The organism is Halorhabdus sp. CUG00001, assembly GCF_009797925.1.
Taxonomy (GTDB): domain Archaea; phylum Halobacteriota; class Halobacteria; order Halobacteriales; family Haloarculaceae; genus Halorhabdus.
Genome location: NZ_VOLB01000001.1, coordinates 529068 through 542443, shown reverse-complemented (window position 1 = coordinate 542443; position 13376 = coordinate 529068). Strand labels below are relative to the sequence as shown.

Here is a 13376-nt window from a genome sequence, read left to right as displayed (position 1 = left end):
CCCAGGTAACGCTTCGCCGGTTCTCAGGCACAGACAGCGTTCCATTTCGTCCGTTTCTTGGCCAGGAGTTCGGAATGGGGGCAAAAGCCGCTCGTCCCAGGAGCGATTATTCGACGATCGTCGAGTCCGCGACAGTGATCGTCTCGGTGGCGACGATATTTCGTGAGGAGCGACCGACAGATACCGTGTACTCGCCATCGTCGACCGTCCAGGCCGCGCCGTCTTCGTCGTAGTAAGCGAAGTCCCGTTCCTCGATGGACAGCGTGACAGTCGTTTCTTCGCCAGCGGCGAGTTCGACCGACTCGAAGGCCGCGAGTTCCTCGGGCGGCCGCTCGACGGAGGGATCGTCCTGGCCGAGATACGCCTGGACGACCTCGTAGCCGTCCCGACCGCCGACGTTCTCGACGGTCACCTCGACGGTCGCTGCGGGGCCATCGCCCGACTCGACGGACACGTCCGTGTATTCGAAGTCGGTGTAACTCAAACCGTGGCCGAACGGAAACAGCGGCTCGATATCCGCGTTGTCGAAGTGTCGGTAACCGACGAACACGCCTTCGGAGTACTCCGCTTCCAGATCGATGCCAGGGTACTGAGCCTCCGTGCTCGCTGGGTAGTGGTCGGTCCGGCGGGCGAAGGTGACCGGCAGGCGGCCGCTGGGATCGACGTCGCCGAACAAGACCGAGGCCGTGACGTGGCCGTCCTCCTGGCCGGGGTACCAGGTCTCGACGATCGCGTCGACCGCACCGGCCCAGGGCATCCGGACCGGGCCAGCCGTGTTGCAGACGACGACCGTCTTCTCGGCCACGTCGGCCACAGCGGCCACTAGTCGATCTTGCTCGTTTGGGAGCCACAGCGAGCGGTCCTCGCTTTCGGAAGCGTTGTCCTGGACGACGACCACGGCGACGTCGGCAGACCCAGCAGCGCGAGCCGCCGCGTCGATCGACGGCTCCTCGTCGTCGCCCGACAGTGCATCGTCGATCGCGTCCGGAACCGAAAACCCGAGGGCCCCGTCGTCTTCGTCGTGGGGCTCCTCGATCCGTTCGACGCCACGTTCGAAGGTGACGGTCGTCCCGCTGTCGGTGCGCTCACGGATCCCATCGAGCGGGCTGATGGCAGCAGTGGGATCGACCTCGGAGCTCCCGCCGCCACCGATCTTGGCCGCCTCGGCGTTCGGTCCGAGGACAGCGATCGAATCGAGGTCCTCGTCCAGAGGCAGGACGCCGTCGTTCTGGAGGAGGACTGTCCCACGCTGGGCGACGCGACGAGCGACCGTCTCGTGGGCAGGGTCGTTGACCGAGCCCGCTGGTTGCTCGTCGTCGAACATACCAAAGCGGTCCATCTGGGAGAGCGTGCGGGCGATCTTCTCGTCTATGGCGGTTTCGGGGACTTTGCCGCCCTCGATGGCTTCTCGGAGCGGGTCCTCGAAGACGCTGCCCTCGAAGAGATTCGGGTTTGCCCCGTCGGGCAGCCACGGTTTCGCAGCGAGTTCGGCGAGTGTCCCTTTCGGTGCGGCATCCGGCAACGCACCGATCGCCTCGTGGATCCGACTCTCGCTTTCCTGCCACTCGTGGACCGGCACGCCGGGCATGTCCAGATCCAGTCCGCCGTGAGCAGCCGCCACGGCGTCGGTCGTCGCCCACCAGTCCGAGACGACGAAACCGTCGAAGCCCCACTCGTCTTTGAGGATATCCGTGAGTAATCGTTCGTGTTCGGTGGCGTAGGTACCGTTGATCCGGTTGTACGACGCCATCACCGAGGCGACGTCGGCTTCTTTGACTGCGGCTTCGAAAGCCGGGAGATAGATCTCTCGCAGCGTCCGCTCGTCGATCTCGGCGCTGACAGCGTGTCGCTGACGTTCCTGATTGTTGGCCACGTAGTGTTTCGCCGTCGCCATCGCGCCGGCCGACTGGACGCTCTCGATGGTCGCGACAGCGAGTCGACTCGAAAGGTGTGGGTCCTCACTGTAGTACTCGAAGGCACGACCGCACTCGGGAACCCGGATGATGTTGCACCCGGGAGCCAACAGGACGTCCTGATCGGCCCCGCGGACTTCCGTGCCGAGGGTCTCGCCCTGCTCGCGAGCCAGATCGGTATCCCAGGCAGCTGCCAGTGCGATCGAGGCGGGGAACGCCGTCGCGGTGACCGCCCGGACGCCCATCGGGCCGTCGACCAACGAGAGCGACGGAATCCCGACGCGATCGTTGGCTGGCAGGTAGCCCGTCGCCAACTCGGCCGGGTCGCGGTCGCCGTGCACGAGGTCGATTTTCTCCTGTAGAGTGAGCTTCTCGATCAGCGAAGCGATCCGGCCGTCGGGTGAATCCGTTTCAGTCATGGATGAGCTCTGGTCGGACGTCGGGCCGGCCCACCGAAATAGCGTGACCGTGCTGGAATCGCAACGACCACTGGCGATCAGGCTGACGCCCCTTCGTGTGTCTGCTTCACTCTCCGGGACCTTAGTAATTAGTGAAATCGTTCTTCTAGTATTTAGCACAACACGGGTACGCAGATGCACGGTCACAAATTGCCTCGATCACGGTACTGCTGTACTGCGGTGTCCACCGCACTGAAGCTGTCGAATTAATACATTTAAGACCGCACCAGCCATCGAACTCGTAAATGAGAGACCGGCAAGAAGACACGGATATTGAGCGGGCAATCGTCTATCTGGTCACGTCTTTCGAAGCGTCTGGAGCGAATCCAAAGCCCGTTGTCCTGCACAGCGTTCGCGTTGGCATGGATCTCTACAACCGGGGGTACGAAAAACAGATCGTGATCGCTGGCTTCCTCCACGATCTGATCGAAGACACCGACGTGACGAGAGACGATATTGCGGCCCATTTCGGGGCGGAAGTCGCAGCGATCGTAGCCGCAACGAGCTTCGACAGAGCGATCGAGGACTACACAGAGAGATACCGAGACACGTTCGACAGGTGCGTCGAGATGGGGCGCCCACCAGTACTCGTGAAAGCGGCGGATACCCTCGATAATAGTTCCTACTACCACCTCGCCGACTCGAAGGAATTGAGAGCGAATCTCGTCGAGAAGCTGGCGTCTTTCATCGATCGGTCCGAGCCTTATATTGGCGAGGAACGCCTTCACGAGGAGCTACAGGACAGCTATGCCGCGGTGGTAGCTGCGTGTGACAGCGTAGATGAGTGACTCAAGGCAATATTGATTTCATCGCCAGATAGATGAACGAAGGTGCGAGCTGTGTACGGCTGTGATGCTCGGCTACGTTCTCTCAGAAGTTTTGCGAGGGCAGATGCCCCCAAAGGGAGAATCCTCTTACACTGTTTGGGCGGGCCGCGTGGGCCCAGCAGTGCGTAGATGGGGAATGAAACGACAGCGAGGGCCAATGGGAGGAGAACTAGACCCGAATCGGGATGATGTCGTTGACCGGGAGCACAGCCAGTCAAGGGCTGACGTTGCTGTCGACGACACTGTTGGAATCGAGATGAAGCGCGATCTCTCGAACAGTCAGGCCAAAAAGCTCAGGGGGCAGATTGAAGACAATTTAGAGAACTATCCCTTCGGAATTGTCTGTGCCTGTGGGATTAAGGTTCATCCCAATGGCGGAAATTGAAGAACAAGTACGAAGGCAATCAGGGTATGGTTGGGCTAGATCAGGGTAGTACAGTGGCCTTCGTCCACAAAGAGAAAGACAACTACGGTAACGATCCCGACGATCTGGGTAACAGTGGCGGAATATTTGACGGTGGACTACTCTGAACGTAAGGCTCTTGCAGAACTCAGTGAAGCTCTCCTATTTGAGAAGGGATAGAACGCTTCGTACTAAGTTGGGGGCGCGTATCTCGCACAGACTCATTTCCTGATTCGACCAGATTGGATCGGTCAACACAGGCGGTCTGATTTGTGAGATGAGTGTCTGGGGGGAGTGTGCTATCGGCCGATGAGTCCCAGTATCCGTCGGCGAACGTCTTCGGCTGCGTCATACGTTTGGTCATCGGTTGAAGAGAGTACGTCCGCGAGGGGTTTCTTGTTGCCCTGTATTTCCAGTTCATAATCGCCATAGGCCGCAACCAATTCAGTTGTCGTGGTTGGATAGTCGTGCGATTTGAGCGCTTCATCAAGATCGCCAAGCCGCACGCTTTCGTCATCGAACAGCGGTTCCTTTTCATCGCCGCGGGCTTCAGCCTCCTCTAGTTCTCGCTCACGCTGGCGATTCTCTTCACGATCCGCTTGGTTCTCTCGGCCTTGTCTATCATCCGGCATAGATAACAATAGCAGACCCAGCCGAATATAACTCTCGGCGGTTGGTACACAGACACATTCCATCGGCTAATTCAAGCTTCCTTTGGAGAAAATAACGAAGCCCTTGTGCTGACTGCACGCTCTGTATCGTCACGACGTTACTAACAAGATTTGATTAAATCAATGAGAACTGCGCGAGATACACCGCGTATCTTGTACCACAGCTCAGTCCGTTCAGAGTTATTTTACATGGTCAGTAGGCGGGATACAGTGACTGATGAGGTGCCTGTCGTACAGACATAAATCCGGATTGGTGAACTGAATAGAGAAAATCTGTTTTGCAATCGCTAGCCGTTACTTCGATTGGGCTGTTCTACGCCAAGTCAATGCAAAGGGGCTAGTGTCTGTGCCACGTTAGTATGGCAGTTATGCCTACATCACGGGTGTCGGCAATTCAAACACGCTTCGCTGAGATTCGTCTTTTACCACAGCTTATTACTCTTGCTGGTGGAGTAATGATTCTCCTTGCGAGTGTCCAAATGATTCATTCCCTCCGTATCGGTAGCAATCTCTTGGAACTGTTCATCGATTTCATATTACTTAGCACCCCTGGAGTTGTGCTGTTGTATGCCGGGTTTTGGGTGGCTGATTCTGCAATGGATTCTCAGTATTATCCTCGACTCATCGCGTGGTTACTCGGTGGTGTCATCGTCATGTTCGGGTTCATTTTTCTGCGTGACCTCCATCCCGGTGTCACCGTTGAGTGGTCAATTGGGACCCAAGCGCTCGCTCTGACGATTGGATCAATTGGCGGACTCTTAATTGGAATTCAAGAAACCAGAGCGACAATGCAGACAGAGCAACTCGTTACACAAACGAAAAAACTCGAAGAGTACACTGACCAACTCGAAGAGCGCGAGCAGAGACTCCAGCGACAAAACGAACAACTAGAGCAATTTGCGAGTGTTGTCTCCCATGATCTCCGTAATCCATTAAATGTTGCACAAGCGCGGGTGGAACTCTTCCGAGAAGAGTCTGACAGCGAACATATTGATCCAATCGATAGATCTCTCATCCGGATGGAAGAACTGATCGAAGATCTACTCACTCTCGCCCGGCAAGGTGACCAAGTAAGCGAGTTCACGGCGACTGATATCGCAAGCCTCAGTGATTCGTGTTGGGCGAATGTTGCAACGTCCGACGCGACGCTCCAGGTGAGGATGAGTCACACACTCCGCGCCGATCCAAGTCGGGTGCAACAACTGCTGGAGAACCTGTTTCGGAACGCCGTTGAGCACGGCGGTGATGACGTCAGTGTTACTGTCGGTGACCTGGATGATGGGTTCTATATCGAAGATGACGGCCCCGGTATTCCCGAGCAGAATCACGATGAAATTTTCTCGATGGGGTATTCCACGGCTACGGATGGAACCGGGTTTGGGTTGAGTATCGTCAACCAAGTGGTTGATGCACATGGATGGACTCTCCGCGTGACCGACGGACATCAGGGAGGCGCACGATTCGAAATCACGGACGTTGAGTTCGCGGAGTAACAGACCAGTTGTATCCACGGGTGACTCAAGAAATGGGTCTCACGGATTCGCTCCCTCTATTTTGCACGGTATAGACAAAAGTACTTTTGTCTGATGACTATTCAGTGGTCGGTCCACATCGCTGCTGATTAGCTGATTCATGCGTAACGGTGCGAAATCAACGATAGCCAACTGTTGACTGTCTCCTCTATATTCAGCAGCCAGTATCATCTTATCCCACATACCGAACAGTTGTTTCGCCAGATTAGGAAAGAGCCTCAAGTATGACCCGTTCTAAAATCAATGCATCGAGCGGGCAAGACATCGATCTAATCTGGTCTCCTGTGTCGAATGATTACAGAATATCAGCGATGGCTCTAATGGAAGTTTGGGTAAGATATTGCGAGGGAAGATGCCCCCAAAGGGAGAATCTTCCTGCACTGTTTGGGCGGGCCGCGTGGGCCCAGCAGTGCGAGGGATGCGATTTGAACGCATGGACCCCTACGGGAGCGGATCTTGAGTCCGCCGCCGTTTCCAGGCTTGGCTACCCTCGCACGCATAGGAGAGAACTTCGTTCGTGGGGTTAAATCACGCGGTTTCGATCGGCGGCGAGAGGCAAACGTCGCACCGACCGCCAGCTACTTTTGTGGCCCCTGGGAGCAAAAACCCCGGACCGCAGTCACTATCTTCGACGGCATCACGTACGGATTCCGATTGATGGGCTCTATCCTCGGCGTGTTGGTGGTCGGCGGGACCATCATGGTCGTCGGATGTGGCATCAAGACCCAGGCCGGTGGCGGGGCCTACAGCGACCCCTGCTGGGGGAACGGGAGGTGGGAACCAGCGGCGGCAAGCCCACCCAAACCAGCGATCCCACCACCAGAGACAGCAACCGCACCAGTCACAGCACCCCAACAATCCGCAAGGTAGCGACCGGCGGCGGCAATAGTCACCCGCCACCGTGGACTTACCCGGCCTGGTCTCCTTTCTGGGCGTGATGGACGAGCACACCCGCGATAACTCGGTCGAGCCGCCCCAACACGGCACACCCGCGGGCTGGGATCCCAATGGGGACCAGTGGACGCACGCGACCCTTCGGCGATCGGTCTGTCACGGCGTCGCCCTGTACAATTCGGGAGCGTATCACGAGTCTCACGACTGCTTCGAAAACGTTTGCTCCAGTGTAAACAATGCGTATCGGTCAACCGGCCCGGTGAACAATCAATGACTGACCATACGCGGGACCGCAATGTAGGCCCACCGATTTCAGGGGACCCAACCGGCTGGAGCGAGGATCGCGGTGAATCGAACGGGTGGGAACACGGAAGCCTTCGCGCGGCTGTGGTTCATGGAGTACGACTCTATAATTCTGGGGAGTATCACGAATCGCACGATTGTTTTGAAGCAGAGTGGTATAACTATGGGAGCGGAACCACAGAAAGCGCGTTCCTGCATGGAATGGTTCAAGTCGCGGCTGGCGCTTACAAGCACTTTGACTTCGAGAACGATGACGGCATGAGAAGCCTGTTTAGAACGGCGTTACAGTACCTCCAAGACGTTCCATGTGATTACTACGGCGTTGCTGTGGATGATGTACGGGCGACACTCAGAGACGCGCTAGAGGACCCTACAGTGTTGCATGGCTGGCGGATTGAATTAGATAGCCGTTACCCTGAAGCCACAGAAGCGGACCTTCGATATGCGGAACAATTGGAGTGACACCCAAGAGAAAGTGGACAAACTGGATGAACTGTTAGACGATCCGGACGTGAAAGCCGCGCTTCTAGAGAAACTAAGCGAATAGGATATTAAAATCGGTGAGGGAGATCTCCCTCTAAGTCAAACTCTGCCTTCATGGCACTTTCGACCGCCTCACGCGGGGTAACATCTGTGCCAACATTCAGTTCCGTCTTGACCCGACCGGTTTCAAGCAGCCGTTCGTAGGTAGTATGAACGTCCTCCCCCCGAGAAGTAAGCTCATAGCCGCCGTTCTCATTCTCTTCTAATACACCCTTCTGCGAAAGCTCATACGCGACAGATCCCCACGTCTGACCCGACTGAATGCGGTGGTTGGGAATATCGGACCCGTCCGAATCTTCAACCCAGTCTAAAACCTTGGCGAACCCCTGCTTCTCCACGAGTGTCAAAAGGGCGTCCTGCCTGCGATTTCGCTCCTCGAAACGGTCCATAAATGAGAGGTCCTCGCCTTCATGTGCGAATCCATCAGTTGCACGGTCGGCATTCGGATACAGCGTGTTGGTCGCCTTATCAAGTTCCTCCTTCCCCGGCGATACCTCATGGTCATTCGCAACCTCGATTAGGTTTTCAATAGCAGACTTGAGGTGGCAAAGTTCAGGTTCCACACTTTCCACACTCCCGTTTGCAAACTTCACCCAGTCCGTATGCTCAGATCGGATCATGAACAGCACAAGAGCATTCAGATCCGTGGTATAGTCGTGGAGCACCTTGCGCATTCCTTCGACCGTAGCAACTTCCCGCTTGATTCTGTGACGCGCTTTCCGCTGTTGCTCCGGACTTAACGGTTCAACAGACTCCCAATCAGCCGCGTAGGCTTTGGAAGCAACCGTTTGCGCGAGATACTGTCGCTCTTGGTTCTGCAAAAATCCACCACTCCGCTCGTCGCCGTGGGGAGGGGTAACCATGTGTCCGTATATTCTGACGCTGGCCATATAATGCTGTCGTACGTATTCCCAGTTACGAGGAGTCCCGGAAGGTCCGGGGCGAAAGTCCGGGCGAGAGCACGCCCCCGGCAAATTGGGCCGACCGGCAATGCGCAAGTATCCGGGAACCCGGCTCCGTGGCAGCACTCTTGCCTCCCTACGTGCGGTTAGGCGTCGTTCGGATTGGTTGGGGGTGTCGGTGCAAGAGCAAACCGAGAAACCTGACCAAACTGGGTCCGCTTGATGCTACCCCTGCAAGCTCAACACAAACTGAGCTTAGTAAGCACGGCGTGGCGACCGTAGGCCGCTCTAAGACCCTAGTTGAAGATAGCCGTGAATCCATCGAGGAGAACGGAAGTTGGCTGTTGTATCGGCAATTGAATAACGACATTCCGTAACCATGAGTGCGAAACAAGATACTACGATTAAGATCAGTCAAGAGAATTGGAAGCGGCTAAATGCACGAAAAGAGGAGCCCGGAGAAGCGTTCAACGACGTGGTAGACCGGATTCTTGACGAGTGACGTATCGAGAAACGCCGTCCGGGTGCAATTGCCTTGGGAGCAGTCACCCGATTGACGGCGCGGATTCAACTAGCGGGAGTGACCCCCGCATTTTGCTGAGTTGGCCTTCTAACCTATGAGTCAATCGCAACCTATCGAAAGAGGCATTGATACGGTCAAACAGGACAGAGACTTTTTCGAGGAGTTAGCAAACACTGAACTTCGGTGTTCAAAATACGCCGAGCAATTGCTGGAGGTGGCCGAGGAATGAAGAGAGAGGAAGAAACCGGGACGCTTGGAGGCGTCAGGTCGGGTTACGCACCACTATCACAAAGACGTTACGGAATCCAATATTGTGACGGGTGCTGGAATCCTGCGTTCACCCGTGTTGACGGAACCCCAGTCTGTGAAAGCCATGCTCGCGCCCACGGGGTGATTGAATGAGTGACCGCGAAACTCTTGCCCGGCGACTTACTGATGTGGGATTGATTGAGGATCGATTAATCCCCGTCGCGGACGGGTCCAAGGCATCAGAGGTGCGTCACAACGACGCCAGTACCCGCGAGAGTAGTTTCGCCAGTCTCTCCGGTAACTACGGTGTGTATGCTGGAGCGAACCCGGCAAGCGACCGCTGGCTGATTGACGTGGATATTGACGACTATGCGGACGACGCCGATAGTGACGCGCTCGAAGCCGTTACAAGTCTACCGGAGACGTTCACAGTTGCCAGTCCGCACACTGACGGCGATACGGGCGGCCACAGGTACTACTATATTGACGGCAAGGACGTTCACAAGAGCATTGAAACCGTCGCAGGTGCTAAGAATCCCGGCCCAAGTTGGGGAGAGATCCGCGTTCACAATCAGTATGTCGTCGGCCCCGGTTCCCAACTTGACGAGTGCGATAAGGAGTGGTGCGACGAGTGTAAGAAGCCGAACGGCGGCCACTACGAGATCGCCAACGACGCCCCGATAGCCGAACTTACGCTTCCGGAGTTGTTCAAGGTGATTAGGGCCGACGAGAGCGACGAGAATACCCCACAGAACGCGGACCCTGTGGATACGGACAGAGATACCCCAACTACTGACGGCGACGACTCACAAGCGCGTGCGGTCGCAGAACACTACCAGAACATCAAGGACTACCTTCTATATGGGAGTGACGACCGGAGTGAGATGGATTTCCATGTCTGTTGTCGCATGATTGAGCATGGGGTGGGTGAGTCCGAAGCCTACCGGCTACTGGCGAACAACCCCCGAACCAAGGTCGACAGTACCGACGCCTCAAGTGATTACTGGCAACGGACCTGGGACAAGGCTAAACGAAAAGTCGGTAACGACGCCGACAGTGAATCACTCCCCACGACTGACGGGGGGACAGTAGCCGACACACAGGCGACTGACGCCCCTCAGACGGACACAGATAGCCTCTCATGGGATGCAGTGTATCGCAACTATGCTGGCGCATCCGAAGCCGATGAACGGAAGCCAGCACGGTTCAAGGCTACGGAATTACTATCTGAGTCCCACCACTGGGCGAACCTCGAAGAGAACGACGTATTGTATGCCTATGATTCGGATCGTGGGATCTACAACCCAACTGGCGAAAAAAAGGTCCGTCAGCTGTTGGTCGAACATCTCCAAGAGCAATACGCCAAGAATGAGAAAAATGAGATTCTAGATCAACTTCGCGGACGGCATACCGTCAGTCAAGAGGACATGGGCGGGCCGTCGAATCATGTACCCGTCCGGAATGGTGTTCTGGAGGTTCAAACCAAGGGTATAGAGTTGAAAGACCATGCTCCAGAATACCGGTTCCTAGGGTCCGTGGCAACAGCGTACGATCCGGACGCCGAGTGTCCCCAGTCCCGGGAGTTCCTAAACGACGTGGTCCAAGCCGAAGCCCAACGAAAGAAACTCCAAGAGTACGCTGGATACACCTTGATGCATTGGAGCCTGCCGTATCACAAAGCCCTCTTCTTGGTTGGGCCGACCGCGTCGGGGAAATCAACATTCCTTGATACAATTCGGGCGGTCCTTGGGTCCGATACTGTGGTTTCACTCACGCCACAGGAACTTACTGGCGAGCGGTTCGCCGGCGCGGAACTATTCCAGTCATGGGCGAACTTTCGGAACGATATTCCAAGTTCGCTGATTGAGGATACAGGCGCGTTCAAGGAAATCACCGCTGGCGATAGCATCAAGGCAGAACAGAAATTCAAAGACCCGTTCCGGTTCGAGCCGAACGCGAAACACCTCTTCTCGGCAAATCAACTTCCGGACGCCGAGACGGAGGACGAAGCGTTTTATCGCCGGGTTCTTTTGGTTCCGTTCCCGTCGACAGTCCCCAAGGATGACCGCGATCCACACCTAGACGAGAAACTTCAGTCGGAACTATCGGGTGTGTTGAATTGGATGCTCGAAGGACTCCAACGGTTGATGCAACAGGGACAGTTTACAGCGGACCGGACGCCTGGAGAGACACAACGGACCTGGGAGAAATGGGGGAACACGGTTGACCGCTTCCGGGAAACCTGCCTCACCAAAGACGAAAGCGAAGATCTACCCAAGCAGACGGCATATCAGGCGTACCATGCTTACTGTGAGAGTGAGAATCTGCCGGCAGAGACACAACACAAAATGACCCGTCGATTGAAGAGCGAAGGTATCGCGGACGGGCGAACCTATATCGACGGGGAACGCCAGCGCGTCTTTGTCGGGGTGACGCTCACGGACCGGGGTGAAAGTTATCTCACCGACGACTCAGACGAAAGCCGGGACACTGGCCTTGGAAACTACGGTGAATAATCCCAGTACACCATGTGAACGGTTACAATGTGTCCCACAATATACTTGACACTACGGTATTCTCGCCAGTCTCACAGGCTAACGGCCCCATGTAACTGAGTTTATGGGACAGTGTGGTTGCATTAATCGCGTCCGTACGTGTGCGTGCGCCCGCGCTCACGATAGATTCAGGAGAGTGTCCCACAGATACACTGACATTTCTGTGGTGAACTAGCGAAAGTAGTTGCGGCCGATGACCCGGCTAAGTCCGGCGAGGACTGTGGATTAGCGGTCAATCACGGTTAGATCTAACCATGAGTACAATTCTCAACAGCGACAAGTCGTATCAAATTGAAACCAAAGTTGGCGCGGGAAGTATTGAGGACCCCGTGACTGGCGAGCGGCACGAAATCAACAGTTACGAGGATGAACGTGGCGGGACTATTGAGGTTGAACGTCCCGATAGCGCGAAGTATATTGTGGACAGTAGCGGTCAGTTCAGCTTCGCGTCCAAGGCCCCTAGTGCAAAGGCGGTCAAGAAGGCACAGAAAGACGCGCTCGAGATGGAAACCGTCCCGGATCATATCCTCGCCTTTGCCAAGGGCCAGCCTACGCCCCTCGGGGAGCAGGTCCTCGACGTGAGCAAGGGGTTCGACCCTGAAACTGACGACGCCTACAACGGCCCGCGTATGAAGGCCGTCAAGATGTACGACCGGCTCCAGAGCGAGGGCTACACCGACGAGGCCCGTTACCTCCGGCTCCTCGGAAACCTCAACTACCAGGAGGAGTTTGCCGACTACGTCCGGGAGGAGTTCGACCTATGAGCGACGAGTACGACTTTAGCGACGAGTGGGAAGCCCTCTCGGCCGACGAGAAGGCGGCCCGCCTCGAAGCCCTCAAAGACGACAAGGACCGGCTTCAATCCTATACGTTCCCGGAACGGTCGCAGGCAGAGATTGAAGCCTTAGAGGAGGACCTGGGGATCGCGTAACTCAATCTGCCGATGACCCTAAAGGCGAGGCACCTATGTCAGACATAGTTTCCTTCGGTTTCCGGCCACAGTTTCAATTTTTTCGTACCCCGGTAGCGGTTTGACCGGGAAACAACAGGAGGCAATTCGTGACTAAGCACACACCAATTCGCTTGCCGAACGTCATGTATCGCTTTGAAACACCGACGAACACCAATATTAGCGGTCTACCCCCCGGTGGTTGCCATGTCTGAAGCCGATAACGCGAGCGCGGGCGCGGGAGAGTTGCCAAACAGAGACGAGATTCTTGACCTGCTGGAGGACGGCATCAGGGAAGCCCACAGGAAAGTCAAAGAAGGCAGAGTGTACGACGCGGAGAATGAGAAAGTCCGCATCAAGTGGATCCGCGCGTTGGCCTACGCCGCGAACGTTCATCGGCAAATGCAGAACGACAGGGACCTTGAGGAGTTATCCGAACGCCTCGAAGCCCTCGAAGAGCAAGAACAACCATGACCCGCAAATCACGGCGCGAGATTGAGAACACGTTAGAGGAGATTGAACAGACAGAAACTCCCGACGACGTGGGACCAATTGAACAGTATTTCTCAGACGAATATGCGGACCCGCCAAACGATGAACTAGGCGAAGCGTGGGCCGAAGCCCTCGAACCGCAAGAATGACGCGAAAGAGTAA

General features: G+C 56.0%; 13 protein-coding genes and 1 tRNA gene. 10 read left to right on the top strand and 4 right to left on the bottom strand.

What is annotated here, in order from left to right; all coding sequences use genetic code 11:
- Positions 1-106 precede the first annotated feature (106 nt).
- Entirely contained in the window at positions 107-2332 is a 2226-nt protein-coding gene (locus tag FR699_RS02725) for a beta-glucosidase (protein WP_158853834.1), read from the bottom strand.
- 284 nt (positions 2333-2616) lie between these two features.
- Here FR699_RS02725 and FR699_RS02720 point away from each other — a divergent pair, with 284 nt between their 5' ends.
- Positions 2617-3159 carry an HD domain-containing protein gene (locus FR699_RS02720; RefSeq protein WP_158853831.1) on the top strand — a complete coding sequence of 181 codons (543 nt, stop codon included), beginning with the start codon at positions 2617-2619 and terminating at the stop codon, positions 3157-3159.
- Positions 3160-3355: 196 nt separating this feature from the next.
- Entirely contained in the window at positions 3356-3583 is a 228-nt protein-coding gene (locus FR699_RS02715) for a hypothetical protein (protein WP_158853828.1), read from the top strand.
- Positions 3584-3900: 317 nt separating this feature from the next.
- On the opposite strand, the gene FR699_RS02710 is transcribed toward FR699_RS02715, so the two are convergent.
- Positions 3901-4233, bottom strand: coding sequence for a hypothetical protein (locus FR699_RS02710; RefSeq protein ID WP_158853825.1), 333 nt, complete (start codon positions 4231-4233; stop codon positions 3901-3903).
- Between the two features lie 551 nt (positions 4234-4784).
- On the opposite strand from FR699_RS02710, the gene FR699_RS02705 reads away from it, so the two are divergent.
- Positions 4785-5765: a HAMP domain-containing sensor histidine kinase gene (locus FR699_RS02705; protein ID WP_158853822.1), complete on the top strand. Its 981-nt coding sequence runs from the start codon at positions 4785-4787 to the stop codon at positions 5763-5765.
- Positions 5766-6214: 449 nt separating this feature from the next.
- On the opposite strand, the gene FR699_RS02700 is transcribed toward FR699_RS02705, so the two are convergent.
- Positions 6215-6298 (bottom strand) — tRNA-Leu (locus FR699_RS02700).
- Positions 6299-6461: 163 nt separating this feature from the next.
- On the opposite strand from FR699_RS02700, the gene FR699_RS02695 reads away from it, so the two are divergent.
- Together FR699_RS02695 and FR699_RS02690 are read left to right on the top strand one after the other, a co-directional pair.
- The gene (locus FR699_RS02695) at positions 6462-6674 is read left to right on the top strand and encodes a hypothetical protein (RefSeq protein WP_158853819.1); all 213 of its coding nucleotides are present in this window, start codon (positions 6462-6464) and stop codon (positions 6672-6674) included.
- Positions 6675-6968: 294 nt separating this feature from the next.
- Positions 6969-7463 (top strand): DUF309 domain-containing protein, encoded by a 495-nt coding sequence (locus FR699_RS02690; RefSeq protein WP_158853817.1) that lies wholly within the window; start codon positions 6969-6971, stop codon positions 7461-7463.
- Between the two features lie 89 nt (positions 7464-7552).
- Here FR699_RS02690 and FR699_RS02685 read toward each other — a convergent pair whose 3' ends face one another.
- Positions 7553-8407 (bottom strand): hypothetical protein, encoded by an 855-nt coding sequence (locus FR699_RS02685; protein ID WP_158853814.1) that lies wholly within the window; start codon positions 8405-8407, stop codon positions 7553-7555.
- 960 nt (positions 8408-9367) lie between these two features.
- Here FR699_RS02685 and FR699_RS02680 point away from each other — a divergent pair.
- From FR699_RS02680 to FR699_RS02660, 5 genes are all read left to right on the top strand, one after another.
- Positions 9368-11734, top strand: coding sequence for a phage/plasmid primase, P4 family (locus tag FR699_RS02680; RefSeq protein WP_158853811.1), 2367 nt, complete (start codon positions 9368-9370; stop codon positions 11732-11734).
- 293 nt (positions 11735-12027) lie between these two features.
- On the top strand, positions 12028-12537 hold the full coding sequence (locus tag FR699_RS02675; protein ID WP_158853808.1) for a hypothetical protein: 510 nt from the start codon (positions 12028-12030) through the stop codon (positions 12535-12537).
- Positions 12534-12704 carry a hypothetical protein gene (locus FR699_RS02670; RefSeq protein WP_158853805.1) on the top strand — a complete coding sequence of 57 codons (171 nt, stop codon included), beginning with the start codon at positions 12534-12536 and terminating at the stop codon, positions 12702-12704. The genes FR699_RS02675 and FR699_RS02670 overlap by 4 nt, the downstream gene beginning before the upstream one ends.
- 225 nt (positions 12705-12929) lie before the next feature.
- The gene (locus FR699_RS02665; RefSeq protein WP_158853802.1) at positions 12930-13196 is read left to right on the top strand and encodes a hypothetical protein; all 267 of its coding nucleotides are present in this window, start codon (positions 12930-12932) and stop codon (positions 13194-13196) included.
- Positions 13193-13363 carry a hypothetical protein gene (locus FR699_RS02660; protein ID WP_158853799.1) on the top strand — a complete coding sequence of 57 codons (171 nt, stop codon included), beginning with the start codon at positions 13193-13195 and terminating at the stop codon, positions 13361-13363. Before FR699_RS02665 ends, FR699_RS02660 begins: the two co-directional genes overlap by 4 nt.
- Positions 13364-13376: the final 13 nt, after the last annotated feature.

Bases quoted from the DNA above. Each gene is read 5' to 3' on its own strand.
- FR699_RS02725 (WP_158853834.1), bottom strand. From the start codon at position 2,332: ATGACTGAAACGGATTCACCCGACGGCCGGATCGCTTCGCTGATCGAG.
- FR699_RS02720 (WP_158853831.1), top strand. From the start codon at position 2,617: ATGAGAGACCGGCAAGAAGACACGGATATTGAGCGGGCAATCGTCTAT.
- FR699_RS02715 (WP_158853828.1), top strand. From the start codon at position 3,356: ATGGGAGGAGAACTAGACCCGAATCGGGATGATGTCGTTGACCGGGAG.
- FR699_RS02710 (WP_158853825.1), bottom strand. From the start codon at position 4,233: ATGCCGGATGATAGACAAGGCCGAGAGAACCAAGCGGATCGTGAAGAG.
- FR699_RS02695 (WP_158853819.1), top strand. From the start codon at position 6,462: ATGGGCTCTATCCTCGGCGTGTTGGTGGTCGGCGGGACCATCATGGTC.
- FR699_RS02690 (WP_158853817.1), top strand. From the start codon at position 6,969: ATGACTGACCATACGCGGGACCGCAATGTAGGCCCACCGATTTCAGGG.
- FR699_RS02685 (WP_158853814.1), bottom strand. From the start codon at position 8,407: ATGGTTACCCCTCCCCACGGCGACGAGCGGAGTGGTGGATTTTTGCAG.
- FR699_RS02680 (WP_158853811.1), top strand. From the start codon at position 9,368: ATGAGTGACCGCGAAACTCTTGCCCGGCGACTTACTGATGTGGGATTG.
- FR699_RS02675 (WP_158853808.1), top strand. From the start codon at position 12,028: ATGAGTACAATTCTCAACAGCGACAAGTCGTATCAAATTGAAACCAAA.
- FR699_RS02670 (WP_158853805.1), top strand. From the start codon at position 12,534: ATGAGCGACGAGTACGACTTTAGCGACGAGTGGGAAGCCCTCTCGGCC.
- FR699_RS02665 (WP_158853802.1), top strand. From the start codon at position 12,930: ATGTCTGAAGCCGATAACGCGAGCGCGGGCGCGGGAGAGTTGCCAAAC.
- FR699_RS02660 (WP_158853799.1), top strand. From the start codon at position 13,193: ATGACCCGCAAATCACGGCGCGAGATTGAGAACACGTTAGAGGAGATT.